Source organism: Leptospira perdikensis (assembly GCF_004769575.1).
GTDB classification, from domain to species: Bacteria; Spirochaetota; Leptospiria; order Leptospirales; family Leptospiraceae; genus Leptospira_A; species Leptospira_A perdikensis.
On record NZ_RQGA01000017.1, the window covers coordinates 13,247 to 33,164 of the forward strand.

Annotated in this window: 19 protein-coding genes; 13 read left to right on the forward strand and 6 right to left on the reverse strand. The window is 38.3% G+C overall.

Annotation, left to right across the window (positions count from 1 at the left end; translation table 11 throughout):
• Window positions 1-40 precede the first annotated feature (40 nt).
• Both EHQ49_RS16835 and EHQ49_RS16840 read right to left on the reverse strand, forming a co-directional pair.
• Window positions 41-1,114, reverse strand: a complete 1,074-nt coding sequence (locus EHQ49_RS16835) for a hypothetical protein (protein ID WP_135580847.1) — start codon at window positions 1,112-1,114, stop codon at window positions 41-43.
• A 51-nt stretch (window positions 1,115-1,165) separates the two neighbouring features.
• Complete coding sequence (locus EHQ49_RS16840) at window positions 1,166-1,672, reverse strand: DUF3332 family protein (RefSeq protein ID WP_135580849.1); 507 nt, start codon at window positions 1,670-1,672, stop codon at window positions 1,166-1,168.
• 131 nt (window positions 1,673-1,803) lie between these two features.
• Between EHQ49_RS16840 and EHQ49_RS16845 the strand changes: the two genes are divergently transcribed.
• From EHQ49_RS16845 to EHQ49_RS16880, 8 genes are all read left to right on the forward strand, one after another.
• On the forward strand, window positions 1,804-3,264 hold the full coding sequence (locus tag EHQ49_RS16845; protein ID WP_135580851.1) for an MBOAT family O-acyltransferase: 1,461 nt from the start codon (window positions 1,804-1,806) through the stop codon (window positions 3,262-3,264).
• Between the two features lie 47 nt (window positions 3,265-3,311).
• Window positions 3,312-3,659 (forward strand): PilZ domain-containing protein, encoded by a 348-nt coding sequence (locus EHQ49_RS16850; RefSeq protein WP_244241528.1) that lies wholly within the window; start codon window positions 3,312-3,314, stop codon window positions 3,657-3,659.
• Entirely contained in the window at window positions 3,656-4,348 is a 693-nt protein-coding gene (locus EHQ49_RS16855) for an NAD-dependent epimerase/dehydratase family protein (RefSeq protein ID WP_135580855.1), read from the forward strand. Before EHQ49_RS16850 ends, EHQ49_RS16855 begins: the two co-directional genes overlap by 4 nt.
• Window positions 4,345-5,082: a lysophospholipid acyltransferase family protein gene (locus EHQ49_RS16860; RefSeq protein WP_135580857.1), complete on the forward strand. Its 738-nt coding sequence runs from the start codon at window positions 4,345-4,347 to the stop codon at window positions 5,080-5,082. Before EHQ49_RS16855 ends, EHQ49_RS16860 begins: the two co-directional genes overlap by 4 nt.
• A gap of 24 nt (window positions 5,083-5,106) precedes the next feature.
• Window positions 5,107-6,273 (forward strand): methionine adenosyltransferase, encoded by a 1,167-nt coding sequence (gene metK / locus EHQ49_RS16865; RefSeq protein ID WP_135580859.1) that lies wholly within the window; start codon window positions 5,107-5,109, stop codon window positions 6,271-6,273.
• Between the two features lie 2 nt (window positions 6,274-6,275).
• Entirely contained in the window at window positions 6,276-7,241 is a 966-nt protein-coding gene (locus EHQ49_RS16870; protein ID WP_135580861.1) for a transketolase family protein, read from the forward strand.
• Window positions 7,242-7,257: 16 nt separating this feature from the next.
• Window positions 7,258-7,584, forward strand: a complete 327-nt coding sequence (locus tag EHQ49_RS16875) for an ATP-dependent Clp protease adaptor ClpS (protein WP_135580863.1) — start codon at window positions 7,258-7,260, stop codon at window positions 7,582-7,584.
• Window positions 7,585-7,977: 393 nt separating this feature from the next.
• On the forward strand, window positions 7,978-9,180 hold the full coding sequence (locus EHQ49_RS16880) for a hypothetical protein (RefSeq protein WP_135580865.1): 1,203 nt from the start codon (window positions 7,978-7,980) through the stop codon (window positions 9,178-9,180).
• A gap of 53 nt (window positions 9,181-9,233) precedes the next feature.
• Here EHQ49_RS16880 and EHQ49_RS16885 read toward each other — a convergent pair whose 3' ends face one another.
• Window positions 9,234-10,112, reverse strand: a complete 879-nt coding sequence (locus EHQ49_RS16885) for a glycogen-binding domain-containing protein (RefSeq protein WP_244241529.1) — start codon at window positions 10,110-10,112, stop codon at window positions 9,234-9,236.
• Window positions 10,113-10,267: 155 nt separating this feature from the next.
• On the opposite strand from EHQ49_RS16885, the gene EHQ49_RS16890 reads away from it, so the two are divergent.
• Window positions 10,268-13,912: a hypothetical protein gene (locus EHQ49_RS16890; protein ID WP_135580867.1), complete on the forward strand. Its 3,645-nt coding sequence runs from the start codon at window positions 10,268-10,270 to the stop codon at window positions 13,910-13,912.
• An 88-nt stretch (window positions 13,913-14,000) separates the two neighbouring features.
• Here EHQ49_RS16890 and EHQ49_RS16895 read toward each other — a convergent pair whose 3' ends face one another.
• Window positions 14,001-14,813 (reverse strand): WecB/TagA/CpsF family glycosyltransferase, encoded by an 813-nt coding sequence (locus EHQ49_RS16895; protein ID WP_135580869.1) that lies wholly within the window; start codon window positions 14,811-14,813, stop codon window positions 14,001-14,003.
• 126 nt (window positions 14,814-14,939) lie between these two features.
• Here EHQ49_RS16895 and EHQ49_RS16900 point away from each other — a divergent pair, with 126 nt between their 5' ends.
• Genes EHQ49_RS16900 through mtnC form a run of 3 tightly spaced genes read left to right on the forward strand, consistent with a single transcriptional unit; the run spans window position 14,940 to window position 18,080 of the window.
• Window positions 14,940-15,965, forward strand: coding sequence for a hypothetical protein (locus EHQ49_RS16900; protein ID WP_135580871.1), 1,026 nt, complete (start codon window positions 14,940-14,942; stop codon window positions 15,963-15,965).
• On the forward strand, window positions 15,962-17,326 hold the full coding sequence (locus EHQ49_RS16905) for an MFS transporter (RefSeq protein WP_135580873.1): 1,365 nt from the start codon (window positions 15,962-15,964) through the stop codon (window positions 17,324-17,326). The genes EHQ49_RS16900 and EHQ49_RS16905 overlap by 4 nt, the downstream gene beginning before the upstream one ends.
• Before the next feature lie 22 nt (window positions 17,327-17,348).
• Window positions 17,349-18,080, forward strand: a complete 732-nt coding sequence (mtnC, locus tag EHQ49_RS16910; protein WP_135580875.1) for an acireductone synthase — start codon at window positions 17,349-17,351, stop codon at window positions 18,078-18,080.
• Here mtnC and EHQ49_RS16915 read toward each other — a convergent pair.
• Together EHQ49_RS16915 and EHQ49_RS16920 are read right to left on the reverse strand one after the other, a co-directional pair.
• Window positions 18,077-18,307 (reverse strand): prokaryotic cytochrome C oxidase subunit IV, encoded by a 231-nt coding sequence (locus EHQ49_RS16915; RefSeq protein WP_135580877.1) that lies wholly within the window; start codon window positions 18,305-18,307, stop codon window positions 18,077-18,079. The two genes, mtnC and EHQ49_RS16915, sit on opposite strands and share 4 nt — an antisense overlap.
• Window positions 18,308-18,316: 9 nt before the next feature.
• Complete coding sequence (locus tag EHQ49_RS16920; protein ID WP_135580879.1) at window positions 18,317-18,889, reverse strand: cytochrome c oxidase subunit 3; 573 nt, start codon at window positions 18,887-18,889, stop codon at window positions 18,317-18,319.
• A gap of 317 nt (window positions 18,890-19,206) precedes the next feature.
• Here EHQ49_RS16920 and EHQ49_RS16925 point away from each other — a divergent pair, with 317 nt between their 5' ends.
• Window positions 19,207-19,911 (forward strand): c-type cytochrome, encoded by a 705-nt coding sequence (locus EHQ49_RS16925; RefSeq protein ID WP_135580881.1) that lies wholly within the window; start codon window positions 19,207-19,209, stop codon window positions 19,909-19,911.
• The last annotated feature ends 7 nt before the right edge of the window (window positions 19,912-19,918 follow it).

Consider the following 19,918-nt stretch of genomic DNA (forward strand, 5'->3'; position numbering starts at 1 on the left):
GATTCGCGGGTGTTGGAAATTCCATCACCCGTTAAATTTCTTAAGGAGTAGGTATCGTTCTTTTTTTATGTTTCGTATGGGTTGGAGAATCAAAAATAGAATGGTTATCGTTTTGATCTCCTTTGGAATTTTCCCCGGACTCGTCGGTTAATTTTTTTTCATCACTGCGTTCTTCTTGTAATGATTGTTTTCCATTTTTAACTACTGACAAAATACGAAAATATCTTGGAGAAGAAACCAGATTCCACTCTCGGAACATAAATTTAGTAAATCCGTGTTTTGGGCCATACGTTCCATTCGTGGATTCCATTTTGGTTTTGATATTTGTTTTAAAGTTCGTTTGTTCTTCTTTGGTTAGATTTGGAAACTGGGCCACTTCCCCATCTACATAACGATTTCGTAAAATATCCAATTCCCTACGATTGCGTCTTGTCACATCTTCAAAAAAATAGTCCTTTGGACCATTACAGTTTCCGGAATATGATTCACAATTGGGTTCTAGGTGTGGGTTCACAAAAGTGAGTTCTAAGTAGATACTGATGTATTCACCTGGATTTGGAACTTTGCCTTCTTGGATTTCTAATACTTGCGGAACACTGTCTCTATCCGTGTATTGTCTTTCGATGGCCTCACGTGAGATTTTGGTTTCTGGGGTAGTGCTATTCACCTTCACAGGTTTTTTCGATTCCCCAACGATCACTTTGTTTCGCATAACTTCCGTTTTTGTTTCCAAAATTTCATAGGCTTGGAAATTAACAGGTTGTTTGGCGATGATTTCTCCCTTTTGGTTTAACACAATGATATGGTGGTCTAAAATAGTACCTGCGATGATTTCTTCAATGATACTGATTCCTGCATCTTCAAAAAACAAATCCAATTGAATGAAGGGAATTTTGTTTTCCGAATATTCCACACTCACCCCTGGTTCTTGGGTGAGAGGTTTTTTTCCTTCTTTGGATTCTGAATGGACTGCTTCGGATTTGGTAATCATTCGAATGCGGTTCAGATTGATTTGTTCTGTATGGGTAGGAAATGTTGGGGTGATTACCTGTTGCGGAGTTTCACATCCGAAAGTAAGGAGTAACAGGAAGGAAATCAAATACAAACGATTCATAATGTAATTATCGGCCAGAGATTGCCCCTAAAATTAGGGGCAATGTTCTACTTAGAACTGTTTTATGCTAGTAGGAGGAAGGATGGGTCCACTTGCTTGTAGGATCTCTACATACTTTCCATTGACTAAACGGAATGCTTTTTCTGGTTTTTCTTTTAAGAAATACACAGTTTCCATTCCTTTTTTAGTAGGAGCATCCATTCTTAATACTTTACCCCATTCAGAGTAAGTAAGGGTGATTGTTTGTCCGTCTTGAGAGTATTCTTTTACTAGTTTTCCATCAAAGTCATACTCAGCCATTGCGATTGGATTTCGATCTGTCCAAAATTCAATAAGGTTAAAAACGAGAATGTCTAAGAAACTTCCAATTCCATATGCAATGTAAAGAGGGAAGATCATCAGTAAGGAACGAAAGAAACTAGCAAGTTTACCTGATCCGATTTGGATGTTTCCGTTAAAAGAGTATACAGCTTTGATTGCACCAAACTTTCCAAAACAATTGGAAAGAAGACCAAAGGATAAAAGTCCCACGAGACCTGTTTTTAATATTTTTTTCATTTTTTACCTCTTAGTTCTGAACTAAAAAAACTAGAGACCAATCTTAGGCGATTCTGCAACCATCTGCAAGCCGAAATGATTGACATTGTTATTTTTTCGAAGAATTTGGTCTGAATAGAAGGCATGTCCCATTGATCTTTTCCGATTTTGAATACTTTGTCTTCTTTCTCTTCGTTTTTTTTACGGTTTGGTATCTATTCCCAGCCATTTTTTCCAATCAATCTAGAGAAACACGAATCTTACATACATTCCTTCTCATCAGCAGTTATTTCTTTTACATGTCTTGGGATTATCGCTTTGGTGCGCTCATCCTACTTTCCACTGCTATTGACTATTATGTAGGAATCAAACTTAGTTCAGAAACCAGAGAGAAAATAAGATATTATCTTTTGCTCTTTAGTTTAATCACTAACCTTGTCTTTATTTTAGGATTTTTTAAATATTATAATTTCTTAGTCACTTCGATTAATACTGTCACCAATCCAATGTTTGGTGCAGATGTTTTGCCTGTTCTTAAAATCATTCTTCCTGCAGGAATCTCCTTTTTTACGTTTCAATCTTTGTCTTATACCATTGATGTTTATAGAAAAGAAATTCCGGCAGAAAAGGATTTCATTCGGTTTGCTCTGTTTGTGAGTTTTTTCCCACAACTTGTGGCAGGTCCGATTGTGACGGCAAGAACCTTTATGCCTCAATTATACAGTCCTAAAAAACTGGAAGATATTGAGTTTCGAGTAGCGATTCGCTTTTTTATGTTGGGTTACTTTAAAAAAGCAGTCCTTTCCGATATGGTCGCTCCTACCATTGATACTATATATGCAGATCCGTCCGGCCATCATGCCTATGCTTTGTTAATTGCAGCGGCCCTCGGTGGAATCCAAGTATACCTGGATTTTAGTGGGTATTCCGATATGGCCATTGGTAGTGCCATGTTACTCGGTTATAAACTTCCTACCAATTTTAACCTTCCTTTTCTTGCCACTTCGGTCTCTGGTTTTTGGCGCCGGTGGCATATGACTTTAAATTCCTGGTTACGAGATTATATCTATATTCCAATGGGAGGAAGTCGGGTAACATCCGTAAGACGAAAATTCAACCTTTGGTTTACAATGTTCGTAAGTGGGGTTTGGCACGGAGCGCAGTGGACTTTTGTGTTTTGGGGAAGTCTCAACGGATTTTTTTATGTTTTGGAAGAGGTTTGGAAGGAATGGTTTCCAGACAAAAAAGAGAATGCCACAACAAAACATTGGTATAACGCTCCTCTTTGGCTTTTTCAGAACCTTCTCAATAGCTCCATTTTCTTTTTGGGGGCAGTTTTTTTTCGTTCTCTCAATTGGGAGAATGCTTGGATTCACATTCGGGGAATCTTTACCTTTCAAACAGGACAAATCCGACCTTATATGTGGAAAGATTTCCTTTGGATCCTGTTTTTCCTGTATTTAGGCCATATCATTGGTTATTTGATCTTTGAAAAGGGAAAAGGGAAACAAATACCGGCCAGTTTGGAATTTGCCCTCTATCCCATTCTCTTTCTTGTCTTAAATTTAGCTACACCGGAAAATTCTGTTCCGTTCATTTACTTTCAGTTCTAATTTGCTTTTTTCGTTTCCAATAATGGGAATCATTGTACCTTGTTGCTATGGAAAGTGAGCGAAGGCTTCCAAGAATATCTCCCGGTGACTTTTCTGAATTTGAGGTCCAACTGGATTTGGAAGGGATCACATTGTTCGGAAAGTTAGGGAATATTTCGGAAGAAGGCCTTTGTTTTTTGGGTGAGGATGACTTACTCAGCGATGAAATCGAGTCCCAAGTTTTGGGCAGTATCGTTTGGGCAAAGGGCACCAAACGTATGTTCTTTGAAGGGACTGTCATGTGGACCCAGACTTCAAAAATCAAAAATGTAATCTACTATATTGCAGGAATCCAGTTTCAGGAAAGACTCAATCTTACCGATTCAATGCTCGCACGTAGTTTGGAGATCAAATGAAAATTCTACTCCTTGGTGGAACCGGCCTTATCGGTAAACAAGTGTTACTTTCTCTTGTGTTTTATCCACAAATAAAAAAAGTAATTGTTTGGGCTCGTAACTCACAATCTGCCTCTAATCCCAATGTCCCTATTGAAGTGGTACAAGTAAACTGGGAAGACTTTCAATCCGGAAAGGTTTCCATCCCGGATGGTTTGGATGCTGTTTTTTGTTGTTTGGGTACAACGATTAACAAAGCTGGAAGCCAGGAAAAATTCAAAGAAATTGATTACGAATATCCATTACTTGCCGCAAAACAAGCGAAAACAAAAAAGGTTCCTGGATTCTATATCATTACAGCTATGGGTTCTGACTCTAACTCTTCTATTTTTTATAATCGAGTGAAAGGGGAAATTGAAACTGAACTCCGTAATTTACAATTTCCTTTTTTAGGAATCTTTCGGCCCTCTTTACTCATTGGAGAAAGAGAAGAAGTTCGAGTGGGAGAGAAGGTGGGTGAGTTTCTTGGGAATCTCATTCCTTTTGGTCTCCTTGGACTCAAAAAATACAAACCGATTCCTGGTGAGTATGTTGCCAAATCCATGATTCATTCTTTGTTACATGACAAACCGGAACCAAATACTTCGGCTACAGTGAAAATTTATGAAAACGATGTCCTTTGGGAGATCGGTAAGGACCATTCTTTTTGATTCCCGACAACAAACAAAAACCTTATTCCAAAACCAAATACATCATTCTGAGTTGGGTGGTTCACTTCATAGTCAGGGTTTGGTATTTATTCATCAGAAACCAAAAGTTCATCATCCCGGAAGAAAGTGCCAAAGTCATCGAAACTGGTTCTGGATATATCATTGCTGTTTTTCACGAAACTACACTCTCTCTTTATAGGCATGCGACTCAGTATTTGAAACGAAAGAAAAAAGCTGATATGGTTGCTCTTGTTTCTCAATCCAAAGATGGTGAAATCATCCACCAAACCTTTGCTCGATCTAACCTTCGTTCGGTGCGAGGTTCTTCTACAAGGGGGGGGACGGGTGCTTTTCGTAATATCCTAAAAGAGATGAAACAAGGTGCTGTTCCAATTTTCACTGTGGATGGACCCAAAGGGCCGAGACGGGAAGTAAAACCTGGGGTCATCGTGACTGCCTCTCTGACCGGATTTCCCATTCTTTACTTACATTCTTGTTATGACAGGGCTTATACTTTCAAAAGTTGGGACAGACATTTTTTCCCCAAATTTGGTGCCCGACTTTTCATCCAATACGGAGAACCTTTCTTTGTTCCTAAAGGCCTTTCCGAGAGCCAAATGGACGAATATGCCAAAAAATTGGAAATTGCCATGGGGAAAAATGCGGAAACTCTGGAATCCTATGTGCGTGGATTATACCCCGACAATTCTATTGACGTACCGCCTAAAATCTAAAATTTAACCAAGTAAGGTAAAAATATGTCCTCTCTTAAAAACTATATCTTCACTTCCGAGTCCGTATCTGAAGGACACCCAGACAAAGTCTGCGACCAAATCTCTGATGCCATTCTCGATGCCTATTTAGCTCAAGATCCAAAGTCTCGTGTTGCTTGTGAAACTCTCGTAACAACAAACCTTGTTGTGATTGCTGGTGAAATTACCAGTAAAGGAAAAGTGGACACTCAAGAAATCGCACGCGATGTCATTCGTAAAATTGGTTATAACGATATCAATATGTACTTTGATGCTGATTTCGCAGTGGTTTCCTCCCACGTACATGCACAATCACCTGATATTGCCCAAGGGGTAAACGAAGGCGAAGGTTTACATGTGGAACAAGGAGCCGGAGACCAAGGGCTTATGTTTGGTTTTGCGATTGCAGAAACTCCGGAACTAATGCCAGCTCCACTTTATTATTCTCATAAACTTTTGGAACATCTATCGGACCTGCGTCATACAAATAAAATCGAATGGCTTCGTCCTGATGCAAAGTCACAAGTAACCATCCAATACGAAGATGGAAAACCAAAAAGAGTGGATACAGTTGTGATTTCTACACAACACAAACCAGGTGTGACTCACAAACAAATCGAAGAAGCAGTGATCGAAGAATGTATCAAAAAAATGATTCCGAAAGAACTTCTTGTTAATACTCGTTACTTTATCAATCCAACAGGTAAATTCGAAATTGGTGGTCCACATGGTGACACTGGTCTTACTGGACGTAAGATCATCGTAGATACTTACGGTGGAATGGGTCGTCATGGTGGTGGAGCATTCTCTGGAAAGGATCCATCTAAAGTTGACCGTTCAGCAGCATATATCGGTCGTTATATTGCGAAAAACGTTGTAGCAGCTGGTCTTGCTCATAAATGTGAAGTGCAACTTGCTTACGCAATCGGTGTTGCAGAACCAGTTTCTGTTCTTGTAGATACTTTCGGAACAGGAACCATTGCAGACGAAGAAATCTCTAAACGAGTTCTTGCAAATTTTAAACTCACTCCGAAAGGAATTGTGGATGGTCTTGATCTTCTTGGAAAAGGAAGAAAATACCAAGAAACAGCGGCTTATGGCCACTTCGGTAGAACAGGTAGTACATTTACTTGGGAAAAAACAGATAAAGCTGACGCTTTAAAAAAAGGATAATTATGGGAGCACCTAGCCAATCTACATCAGACAAAAAAGCAACAAGGGATGCATACGGCGAAGCCTTAGTCGAGTTAGGTGCTTCAAGGCAAGATGTTGTAGTTTTAGATGCAGATCTTTCCGGTTCCACTAAAACTGCAGATTTTAAGAAAAAATATCCTGAACGTTTTTTTAATGTTGGTGTCGCTGAACAAAACTTAGTTGGTCATGCAGCAGGTCTTGCTTTATCTGGATTTGTTCCTTTTGCTTCTAGTTTTGCTATGTTTTTATCTGGTAGAGCTTGGGAAGTGGTTCGTAACAGTGTTGTTTACCCAAAAGTAAACGTAAAACTAGTTGCATCTCATGGTGGAATCACTGTGGGAGAAGACGGTGCGTCCCACCAATGTATAGAAGACTTTGCTATCATGCGAGTCATCCCAGAAATGACTGTCATTTGTCCTTCTGATTTTAACGAAACCAAACAAGTCATTCATGCCATTGCTGATTACAAAGGCCCTGTGTATGTTCGGGTTGGCCGACCAGCCATTCCTGTCATCGAAAGAGAAAACTACAAATTCCAAATAGGAAAAGCAGAAGTAATCTCTGAAGGGAAAGACGTGTGTATCATTGCCAATGGTGTAATGGTCAACGAAGCTATGATCGCAGTGGGTCTACTCAAAGAAAAAGGAATTCATGCAAGCCTTCTCAATATGGCGACCATCAAACCTTTGGATAAAGAAGCCATCATCGCCAAAGCAAAAGAATGTGGGGCTGTCGTGACTTGTGAAGAACACAATGTCATTGGTGGTCTTGGTTCTGCTGTATCGGAACTTCTTTCGGAAGAGTATCCTGTCCCTGTGATCAAAGTGGGAATGAAAGATACATTCGGAAAGTCCGGAACTTGGAGTGGTCTATTGGATTACTTCGGTTTACGCGCAAAAGATGTTGTGTCCCACGTAGAAATCGCAATTTCCAAAAAGAAAAAATAAGGTTTTGGTTGGGGTTATGACCGGTTCTGGAGCGTCCCAACCATCCATCTTAGAAGAAACGGAAGTGAGGCCTCGTCGGAGTGACGGGCCTTGGAAGGTTGTACTTTGGGATGATGATTTTCACACTTACGAGTACGTGATTGAAATGCTTATGGATGTTTGTCAAATGCCATGGGAAAAGGCATTTCAACATGCAGTCGAAGTAGACACTAGAAAGAAAACTATTGTTTTTTCTGGAGAATTGGAACACGCCGAATTTGTCCACGAACGGATCTTAAACTATGGACCTGACCATCGAATGAGTTCTTCCAAAGGATCCATGACCGCAACCTTAGAACAATAATATATGATTTGTTTCCTATAAATACTCCGTATGATCTTGATTATACTATAAAAAAGTTACTTGATAGATTCAGAATCTATTCCTTTTTTACCAATCAATATTAATTTCGAAAACAGAAGTTATCATCCAGTGATACATCGATAATTATCCTCGTATAGAATAATAGGATACATAAGAATGCAATACAGATTAATGAGTTTCAGTGAATTTAGTAAAACGATCCAAAATGAATTGAGGTTCTTTTTTCGAGAACGTTTAGTAAATGCTTTTCGAAATTTTCGAAATTCCTACGTTTCTTCTGACCTACCCAAAAACAATTATGACCTTAAATTGTTTTTTACTAATTTGATTATTTGTTTTTTCGTATTATTTCTTCGGAAGCCAGATTCATTATTGAACCCACAATTATGGGCTGAAGATGGACAAATTTTCCTTCGTGATGAGTGGGTTATCGGATTCCCTGATACTATATTAATCCTTTATGCAGGTTACATTCACCTAGTACCTAGGGTTATTGCTTTTATTGCTAATTTTTTTCCTTACGAACTGATCCCTTTCGTATTTAATTTTTCAGCAATTCTAATCGCAGCCTTTTCCGTTTCTATTTTTTCAATCAGTAGATATCGATATATTATTAAAAGTGACTTTCTTAGATCCATTGTTGTTATATTAATCTGTTTTGCTCCTGTCGGCATTGAGTCTATTGGCAATGTCACGAATGTTCATTTTTACTTATCTTTTGGCGTCTTTTTATATGCTTTGATTGGTGGTAAACTTAATGGATTCAGTTATATAGGTATATTTATATATGTTTTGTTTGGGATGTTATCTGCACCTCTTGCAATTTGTTATATTCCTCTTTTTCTAATTAGGCCAATCTTATGTACAACCGATCGTTTAAGATGGATTTTTGGTGTTATTTTTTTGCTCACTGTTGGTTACCTTATCTCGATGTTTTATCTTGGAACGAGAGGAACTATTGCAGAAATAGATTGGAAATTTTTATCCATACCTTTGAATATAGAAAAGTTAATTCGTGTTTCCTTTTCCATTTATTTCATAAATCCCAATTCATTGTCCTTTGTTAGTTATTTTAAATATTTTTGGATATTGGAAATTCTCTTCCTGTTTTTTTATTTTAAAACTTTTGAAAAAAATGGAATCCAAAATACATTGTTTTTTGCAAGTTATTTGGTCGCTATTTTTGTCCCGATTCTGCTTAGAGGTGGTTTGGTTTTGAATGAAGAACAAACTTCGTTTCTGGCTTTAGTGAATGGTACGAAAGATTCTTTGTATTTTTTAAATGTGATTAACCTCCTAGTGAATCGATATGGAATAGTCCCTTATTTTATATTTTGTATATCAGTATTTTCTGTAATGTTTAATGGTGAAGATATTAAAAGAAATTTTTATACAGCCTTGATTGTTAGTGTGATTTTTCTTGTTTTAGTTAGAAATTCAATTTTTATAAAACCATTCGATGACCTGAAATGGAATAGTTATGCAACTCAAGTAAGAAATAAAGATAACGTTGTCATTCCTATCAATCCTTTTTGGTTCCCCAATATTCAAATAAAAAAAGAGGAATGGAGATAAGAGTTTCTTTAGTTTGAATAGGTGTTGATTTGTTTTTGAATGAATTTGCCAGCTTACATCTTACGTTCTAAAGCGTAGTTCCGTTCTGGAACAAGCAAAGAAGAAACGGATTCATTGGTATCCACTTTGATATTTGTCGATGGGTTGTATGTATCCAACATATAATCCCCATCCACAATGAATTGATAATGGTATTCACCTGGTAATAATTTCTTTTCTAGAGTAAACACACCCTTTCTGTCTTTTTTTAAGAAGTCGTGTTCAGGGTTCCAATCATTGAAACTTCCGACAACACGAACCACTTCTGCATTTGGAAGATAAATTTGAAATTTAACGGTTCGTAAGTCTCGTTCTTCGTTAGCGGAATCTTCGAGAACCATAGTTTTTGTTTGTCGATCTGTATCTTTGTTTTCTAAAATAAAACGGGAATAGTAAGACCCCGAACCATCTTCTAATTTATCAAAGTTTTCCGGATCATAAGTTAGAAGTCCATTCACTCGAAACTTGTATTCGTAAACAGGATCCTCTTCATACGAATCTGTAATTTGTGTGGGTTCGATGACCGTATAATAAATTCCGTATTGGTTCCGTTTCATATCGGAACATTCCCAATTATTAAAACTTCCGCAGATTTCTACCGATTCGTCCCGGAGTCCATTGTAAGTAAATAGAATTCCTCTATGGATGAGTTTACCCGAGGACACGTAAGATTCCACGTCGAGATAACGAATGTAACGTGGAGCTATATTTTTTTTGAGACTTTCCAGTTGCCAGAGGTAGTATACTGTATCTTGGTTTTCCGTTTCATCGGACATCTCCAGTTCTTTTGAAGAAAAACTTCCAATCCATTCCATTCCGTCCTCGGCAAAGATTCCGATTCCTGTAAAAAAGAGTAAAAATAGGGCGATACGGATGGATTTTGATTTCATCATAACTTTGGTCGTAAAGGGGTCCTTCTAGATAATTTTCGGCAGAAATGAAAAAAGAGAGTGAAAGGTTTTTTTCCGAAGGAACCATCTGACATAATAAAAAAAATATTCTGTCATTTTGAGAAGGGGCCGATAATTCATTAGGAATAGACCCTTAAATGGCTGAGCCGATAGACAAATTGAGTCCGGAAGAAATCACACAAATCGAGACGATGTTTTCGGCTCTCAATAAAAATCCGCTTTCATCGGAAGAACTGAATCCGATGGCGAAGGTTTTACGTGAGAAACTGGGATATACCAGTCCTATGGCTCCGTCCGATCCAGAAGCGGATACGGACGAAAATTCCGGATCAGCTTTTGATGATTTTGAAAACGAAGGGGCAGAAGATTCGGAAGTAGGAGATCCATTTGCTCCTCTAGCTGATGAGGACGACGATTTTGGTCCTCCCAAACTTCCTAACCGGGAAGCGGAAGAAGACGATGGAATTGATTTAGACGAACTCCTTGGTGAAGATTCACCAAAACCTAGCCAAACACCAGCAGCCACAGACGATTTTGATTTCGATGCCCCATCGGCGACTACTGATGATGCGGATCCTTTTGCTTCCGATGCAGGTAGTTCCGAAGAAGCAGACCCATTTGCGAATATGGGTTCTCCTACAGAAACTGCTGGCGATGATCCTTTTGCCAATCTAGATGCTATTGATGAAGCTCCCTTAGAGGACAGACCGGCACCTGTGATCGGTGACGATCCTTTTGCTAATTTAGGTGGAGATGATGATACTCCTCCAACGACCGACGAAGATCTGTTTGCTGGTTTTGATACGGGAGCTGAAACACCAACTCCTCCTGGTGATGATTTTGATTTTGGAGCAGGAGATGATGCCCCTTCTTCCGGTGGTGACGATCCATTTGCCGATATGGGTTCCTCACCCGCTGCGACAGAAAGTTTTGGCGATGATCCTTTTGCTAATTTAGGTGGGGATGACACTCCTTCTTCCGATACCGGTTCCGCCGATGATCCGTTTGGTGACATGTCCACTCCATCATCTGGTGGAGATACTTCTTTTGGTGATGACCCATTTGCTGATATGGGTTCCACTCCTTCTGCTACAGAAAGTTTTGGGGATGATCCTTTTGGAAATATGGACAGTCCGTCCGCTACATCCCGTGACAACGAGCCGGCCGATGTAGGTGGTGGGTTTGATGATCCATTTGGAGACTTGGGTGTGGGAATGGAACCTCCGAGTCTCGACGATGACTTAGGAGCTCCTTCTTTTGATGATTTAGCACCGTCGATTGATGATATGCCTGTATCCACAATGGATGACTTTGGTTCTGATGGGCCGGGGGGATTTGAGGAAGACCTCATGTCTCTTGGTAAAGAAGATGAACCAGAAGAATCACTTGAGGCCAATCTAACAGATGAAGAGTTAGCGGTCATTCAGTCCGAATTACTCCGTTATCCACCAAAACTAAGACGAACCATCATTGATACGATTGTGAACCAAAGGATTCCAGTTCGTAATCAAAAAGAAATCATTGAACTCATTAAGGCCCAACAAAAACCAGAAGACATTGCCAGTTACTTAAGTGGTCTTCTTGGGGAAAGAGTCGAACTTAATGATTCCACTGGGAAGTTTGCTGCGGATGGTGTTCCCATCATTGCGAGTCGCGATGCATACACGAAAGAAGGTGCTGCCCGCAAACGAGAGTTAGTTCGCCGGACCATATTATCTTCTGCTGCTGCTGTATTCCTAGTATTTGGAATTGTGACTCTTTGGAAGTATGTTATTGTTCCGTATCGTGCCAAAGCACAGTATGCACTCGGTCTTGAAAAAATTGAAGAATTTAGTTATGAAACAGATGCTTTAGAGAAGAAAAAACTTCTAGCTGATGCAGAAAATTATTTTATCAAAGGGGAAGAGATTTTCCCGCATAACTTAGAGTTTTTGAATAAATATTGTATTGCTTATACCAAAGCAGGGCTTTATGAAAGAGCTTTTGAAAAATGTTTTGGAAAAGTAGAACCTGATTTTGGTTATGAACCAGAAGACAAGGAACACAAACGTGCTTGGGAAAATAGAAAAGAAGTACCAAATATTGGTTTTGCGAAGAAAACAGAATGGAATGATGCCGGTGTAGAAACTGCCGGAAGAAGACCATTACCGGAACTTACTTTTTATCTTACTTCTCAAGATAAAGTTCCAAGAAAGGTTTTAAAAGCGGGCGCATACATTGCATCTCGCCTCAAATACAATGTCCACGATATTGATACTTACATTGCACTTGGAACCTTTCATTCTTTCCATAGAAAGGATTTTATCGAAGTTCCACCTGGTAGTAATCGTAAAAAATATAAAAATGATCATCTTGCCATTGAATATTTCAAACGAGTGTTTACTGATGGCGGTGATCCAGATAATGTAGATGCTATCGCAGGAATTGCGAAGATTTTTTATAACAAACAAGAGTTTGGAACGGCTGTTAAATACTATAACGACATCATTGAAAAATATCCCAAAAATGCAATTGGGCATGGTGGAATTCTATCAACTTATATAGAGATGTGGAAACGGGATAAAAATCCTCAGTATGTTCTCAACCACCACAGACAAGTTCGGAATGCTCTTAATATAGAAGATGAATTGTCTCTATTTGTATTAGCAAAACTTGCATCCTTTTATATTGATTTGGATTCCGAAGAAGTCAGAATCAAATACAATATCAACCCAGAGGACCAAGTCACTGGGATGGAAATTGATGATAATGTGGAATACCTCTTAAACATTGCCTATGGAAAAGAGGGTGGTTCTAAATTTGCTGAAGGATATTACCAAAGAGCTCGCTTTTATTTCAAAAAAGAGGAAGCAGCCCGCGCCCTCAAACAGTTGGAATTGGCTTCCACCTATGATATCCGTCATTATTTAGCAGTTCTTTTAATGGCAGAATATTATATCCAAACGGAAAATTATGACGAAGCAGTGAAGTTACTGCGAGAAGCGGATGATCGGTACCAAAATTATCGAGACCGACTTGGAGAACGAGATGAGGATGAAACCTTACTCGAAGGAAGTCCAGGAAGGATTTCGTTTAACTTAGGTAAAATTCAGTTTCTGGAAGCTGCCGGAATTAATGTAACAGACAATATACGAGAGTTTCCAGGCAAAAAAATCTATCCAGAACGTAGTATTGGTACTCTTTCTTATGAAGAAAAAGAAAGAAGAAACGGACTCTTTATGGCTCGTGAATCGTTTCTTGCGGCCCTCGATCGAGATATTTCTAAAGATCCAAAGATAGTAAGAGAATGTTATTATTATTTAGGTTGGATTGATTATAACCATGGAGACTTTGCACAAAGTTTGGATTTTTGGGCGGAACTTCCAGAAGAAGATATTTATAATAATGCCACCTTACTTTTTGGAAAAGGAAACGCATTCTATTATACAAGACAATACAATGCAGCTCTTGGCAACTATTTGAAGTTAAAGGACGATTTTGAACTCAAAGAACAAAGTTTGGGTCGAATTGACACAGAAAACTCTGATCATAGAGAAGTGTATGAAACACTAACGGCCCTTTATAATAATATTGGAGCTGTGTATGAGAAAAAACAAGATACCATTAATGCTCTCAAATACTATTGGAAAGCAATGGAAACGGCAAGAAAGATTGGTTCTGTGAGTGAAATTGCAAACTCAAATAAGGATTTGGTTTTTGCTCGTGCAAAACTTGACCGCGAACCATTATTAGAAGACTGGTTGGCACCGACACTAGACCGGCTGACTGAGATTAAAAAGTAAATTGTAACTAATTGGAAAAGGCCAAAAGAACGGAGGATAAATTGACTTTTTCCTCCGTGATTCGTTTATACTTGGTTAGTGTTTTGGATTAATGTTTGCGAAATCGTTCGCGAATTCCCAAAAGAAAAAAATAGAAAGTTTCCCACATTCTTTGGATTCGGTAAGGTCTTGCGATAATCCTCCAAAACCAAATCAGTCCCCTTTCTTTGAACCATTCGGGGGCTTTTTTGTCAGCACCAGATAACATATCTAAGGCGCCACCTACACCGATCACAACTGCTTTACCAAAATATCCGGTATTATTTTCGATCCAAATTTCTTGGTTTGGAAAGTCCATTGCAAGGAAAATGATATCGGGTCCAGTTTTCCGAATGGCTTCTTTGACTCGCATTTCTCTTTGTCTATCGAGATGTCCTGCATGCCTTCCAACAATTCGGACTTTGGGGAAGTGTCTTGTTAGGTTGAAATAAATTCGTTCTACAATTTCGTCTTTGGCGCCAAAGATAAATGCTGTAAATTCTTTGAGTTCTGCAAGGCGAATGAGATCCATCATCACTGCAATAGGGGTAACTCGCTCTTTGAGTCTACCAGAGGTCATCCAACCAATACCGGCTCCTTCCACCAAAATAGTTCCCGCTTTTTCAGCGATCCGATGGAGTGATTTTTTGGGACGCATCCTCATAAGTTTGATCGGATCTAAAAATAAAACATGGTGCATGCCTTCTTTTTTTTCAAGCACGCGGAAGAGTTTAGCAATGGCTTCGTCAGTCGTGACGTTGTCGATGGGAATTCCCAGTACTTTCAAAGTTTCCAGCTTGGAAACATCGATATTTTGGTATTCTAGTAGTATATCCCTCTCATCTTTTGAGGAATTGTGAACGATTTCGCTCAGTTGCTTCATGTAGCCGGGCTTTCCTTTCCTATCTAAAACATTATGTCCAGTTCGCTCTATTGTCGCCTCTAAATTTTTAAAAACTGCCGTTTTTTCACTTGGATTGGAATCGAAAGAACGAGAAAAAGTATCAAAATGTTTCGAAGCCATCTTTTTTCAATATTGACTCTCATTCTTCTCTCAAGCGCAAGTTATGCGGAAAAACTTTCCATTTATGGAACGATTCAAAATGGTACAACGGGTGGTTTTGGTAAGGCAGATTCCATTCGAATGTTGGCTCTGCAAGGAGCGATGGTTCCGTTAGCAGACATTGGTCCGCAATCCGGTAAATTTCGTTTTCCAGAAACGGATTTGCCAGAAGGAGCACCCATCCTCTTACAAATCCAATACCAAGGTGTAAATTATAATAAAATGATTCCACCAACCACCAAATTTCGTACATCTCCGCAAGAGGTGACGGTGTTTGATACTGGTGCGGATCGTAAACAGATTGCAGTTAAAAGCTTAATGCAAGTTATGCGAGAAAAAAAAGGTCTTCGTGTTTTTAAACTGTTTTTGATTGATAACTCAAGTAAACCTCCTAAATCTTATGATTCCAAACTTTCACCGTTAGAATATTCTGTTGCAAAAGAAGCGACCGAGATTTTAGCACAGATCCAACAGCCGGGAAGTAAAATGGCCATCCCTTTGGGAATACCTGAAGGTAAAAATGGAGGAAGGTTACTTGACCGAGCCATTCTTCCTGGTGTATCGGAGGTGCAAATTTCTTACTTCATTCCCAATCAGCATGATAAATTCACGGAACGAATGTTAGTTGAATCGGAAAACGGAAAATTTCCTATCTTTGTTAAACCTCAAGATATGGAAATTAAAACCGGAGAAGGTACACCTGTTATCAAACTAGACAAAGATGTACCTCCGGGTCTTAGTGCTTATGTACTTAATTCCTTAGATTTTGGCACAAATGTGGAGTTTACATTTTCCGGTGGTAAACCTCTCCCAACCATTTCCAATAATACAAATCCAGAAATTTGGAACGGTTCGATTCTTACCAGTTGGGATCTTTCCCTTTTTGCTGTAGTTGGGTTTCTTGGATTTTTATTTACGCTCTCATTTATTTTTGTCTATCGAAAACAAATAGAAAGGAAAAACAATCCATGAACCAAAAACAAACAAAACGAGATACAACCTATTTACGATTTTTCGGTCTTGCCGAACTCGCAGATCATGGTGCCAGGGGAATTTTAGCCTTTTGGGTCATTTTAGGAATGGCCTTCTTTTTGTTTGGCGATCAAAACTTAATTGCACCGAATATGAAAAACATAGGTGCCTCCCTTGGAATTACAGATCCAAATGAAGTGGATTGGAAGTTAGGTGGGATTATTCCTGTTTTGTTTTTTATTTTGGGTGGAATTGTTTCTTTGTCTATGGGTTATCTTTCGCAAAAATTTTCGCGAAAGAACTTACTTCTCGCAACAGTCTTACTAGGTGAAATTCCTTGTTTTTTAACTGCTTATGTAGAAACATATGATCAGTTTTTGATTTTGCGAACACTTTGTGGGTTTGGACTTGGTGGAATATTTCCCTTACTCTTTAGTTTGATTGGTGATTATTTTTCTAGCCAATCGCGAGCCATTGCCACTGGATATGTGTCCTTGGCCATGGGGCTTGGTGTGGGTGTGGGACAACTTCTTGGTGGAATTTTAGGTGGTGCTGATCCAATCAATGGATGGCGTGCTTCCTTTATTTATATGTCCGCACCTTCTTTTCTATTTGCAGCCATTTATTTATTTTTTTGTAAAGAACCTAAACGTGGTGGTGCTGAAGGTGTTTCTAGTGACGAGTTATCACATAAAATCAGTTTAAAAGATTTTAAATTACTTTTTGAAAGTAAAACCAACTTAGGTGCTTTTTTGCAAGGCCTTCCGGGCTGTATTCCTTGGGGAGTGTTTTTTGTTTACTTGGCTGATTACTACGAACACACCTATAATCTTTCAAAAGAAGTTTCGGCAGGTATGATTACCTTTGCTGCTGTTGGGATTTTTATTGGAACTTTTTTCGGTGGGGTGCTTGGCCAAATTCTTTATAACATTAAAAAAACGTACCAACCTCTGTTGTGTATTGGGACCACATTTTTTGGTGTATTCCCTGCTTTGATGTTGTTATATGCCTTTGATATTGTTCCATATATGGGTTTATTCATTGCTCTGAATATTTTTACAGGAATTATGATTTCAGTCACAGGACCTAACGTCCGTGCTGTATTACTCAATGTTAACGAACCAAAATCGAGAAGTGCAATTTTTTCTATCTATAATTTAACTGATGATTTGGGAAAAGGCCTTGGGCCTGTGATGTCTGCCGTAATTTTAGGATTAACACCTGATCGTGGCCTTGCATTGTCTATTTCCATTTTATTTTGGATTCCGTGTGCTTTATCATGGTTACTGATTTTGTTCAATTATGAAAAAGATGAAAATAGAATGCATGTTTTGATGAAACAAAGTGCTTCGAAAGTTTAATTTCTATTTGATTTGGGTTTAAATGAATATTAAACATAATTTACTAGACATTGAAGGGACAACGGCACCGATTGCCTTTGTCCATCAGATCTTATTTCCGTATGCCAAAAAACATATTGTTGGTTTCCTGAAAAACTATCAGTTTACAGAAGTTAAATGGGAAGAAATTCGATTGGAGTTTGAAAAGGATATAGTTTTAAGAGAAGAGAAGTTTGTGTCTCGATTCTCAGCGAATGGATCTAATTTGAAATCCGAACTTTTGTCTTTTTCTCCTGAAGTTGTTCCATCTTATTTTGAGTATTTAATTGAGAAGGATCGTAAATTTGGCCCTTTAAAAGAAGTTCAAGGAAAAATTTGGAAACAAGGTTATGAATCAGGAGAAATCAAAAGTACAGTTTATCCAGATGTTTTAGAATTCTTAAAAAAAATGCAAGCAGAAGGAATTCAAAATCATGTGTATTCATCTGGTTCAGTAGAAGCTCAAATTTTGATTTATCAATATTCAGAGTTAGGTGATTTGAGAAATTATTTTGTTTCTTATTATGATACTGCCGTTGGTGGGAAAAGAGATAAACAAAGTTATGAGAACATCGCTATAGAATTAAAATCTCCCTCGAATCAAATTCGTTTTTTTACTGATATTGTAGAGGAAGCTGAGGCCGCAAGTTCTGCGGGAATGGATGTAGTGATTTTAAACCGACCAGGCAATATCCCGCAAAAACCACATTCCTTTCCCGTTTGGGATCATTTTTAAGTTAAAATCCAAATACTAAAAGAATAGATTCCAATGAGTATCGGAAAGGTAATCTTCCAAAATGGATGAGCCTCTTTTAGATTCATAAATACAAAACAAATGAATAGAAACTTGGCCGCGCTCATTAGAATCAAATTCCAATTTCCAGGAAGTGTTGAACCTATTCCAAAAAAAGAAAAATATACTATGAATAATAAAATGATATATGTGAGTAAGATACTTTTCATTATTTTCTCCTATTGAATTAAATACAGTGCTGGATAGAGTAAAAGCCAAATCAAATCACACATATGCCAAAATACGGCTCCGGCCTCTAAGTTTTCGAACGATAAGGTCTTACGACTCCTGTATACTATAAAAAGAATAATCACCCCTACAACTACATGTAAGTAATGAAACCCAGTAAGTAACCAATAATAACTAAAAAATACGTTCCCATCCAAATCGAAACCTAAGTTCCATTTTTCTCTAAACTCATAAAATTTAAGAAAAAGAAAAGCAAATCCAAATACAATAGAAGTAGATAAAAGAATAGTAAAATAGTTTAATTTCTGTTTGGTTTTATAAAACACTGCAAGAGCAATACAAAATCCACTACTGAGTAGAAAAATCGTATTCCAAAAAGCAAAAGTTTTTGTTAGTTGCGATTGCATCATTAAAAACCCGCTTGGATCCTTTGATTTATCATACAAAAGGGAACCGATTCCCAAACAGAAAGTCAGAACTTCGACAATTACAATCATCCAAATGAGGATTCCTCCCGGCGGATACCAGAGAGAGGTTTCTTGATCTTGATTGTTTTGTTGCATAGACTCCTCCAAAAGCATAAGTAAATTTTAATGAATCTAAAAATCAATTCATATAGCAGAATAAATGAATGTTTGTTTGTAATGAGTTTATTGACTTTCCATTTGCCAATTCCCTAAACTATCGAACATTCTGTATCTTTGTTCTTTGAATGAACAGTGTTTGTGTTATATTTGATTGATTCTAAAAAGCAATTAACACCTGTTCGTATCTTATTTTGAAATGGTAATAGAAAAAATCAAATTCGTACTTGATATAAATCAATGCAAGGATTAAAATCTGCACCTATAATTCATACTATGAAAATTAGGAGGTAAGGATGCTATCTAAATCGCAAGCAAGGGCGTTCTTTTTGGGGGGCACCTTTTTGTTCAGTGCAATCTTTGTGTTTCTCACAGTGGATACCGTGCGACAAAATGATACCCGAACCAATGCGCAGAATCTGACAGAAGATGTTCTGAAAGGAAAAGAAATTTGGGAAAAAAATAATTGTATGGGATGTCATACATTGTTAGGTGAAGGAGCTTATTATGCCCCGGATCTTACAAAGGTTGTCGAAAGACGTGGGGCCACATGGATCGATGTGTTTTTAGATGATCCACAGGCAATGTTTCCTGGAGAACGGAAAATGGTGAAGTATAACTTCACAAAGGAAGAGAAGGGACAAGTCATTGCGTTTCTTGATTGGGTTGGTAAAATTAATGCCAACGGATGGCCTCCTAAACCAAATATTCCGATCGATTCCATTGCCACTCCGCAAGTTCCACAGGTTAAATCAAATGCGGTTGTTTTGTCTCAACCGGAAAAGTTTTCTCAGATTTGTATCGCCTGTCATGCAGTAGGTGGTAAGGGTGGAAATGTTGGGCCTGCCCTTGACCATGTCGGGTCTAAGTTCGATTCTGATTATCTCAATCGTTGGTTATCAGATCCGCAAGCCATCAAACCGGGAACAAATATGCCAAAGTTGCCGTTAACTGATCCAGAAAGAAAAGAAATCGTAACTTACCTTTCTGCATTGAAATAAGGAGAAA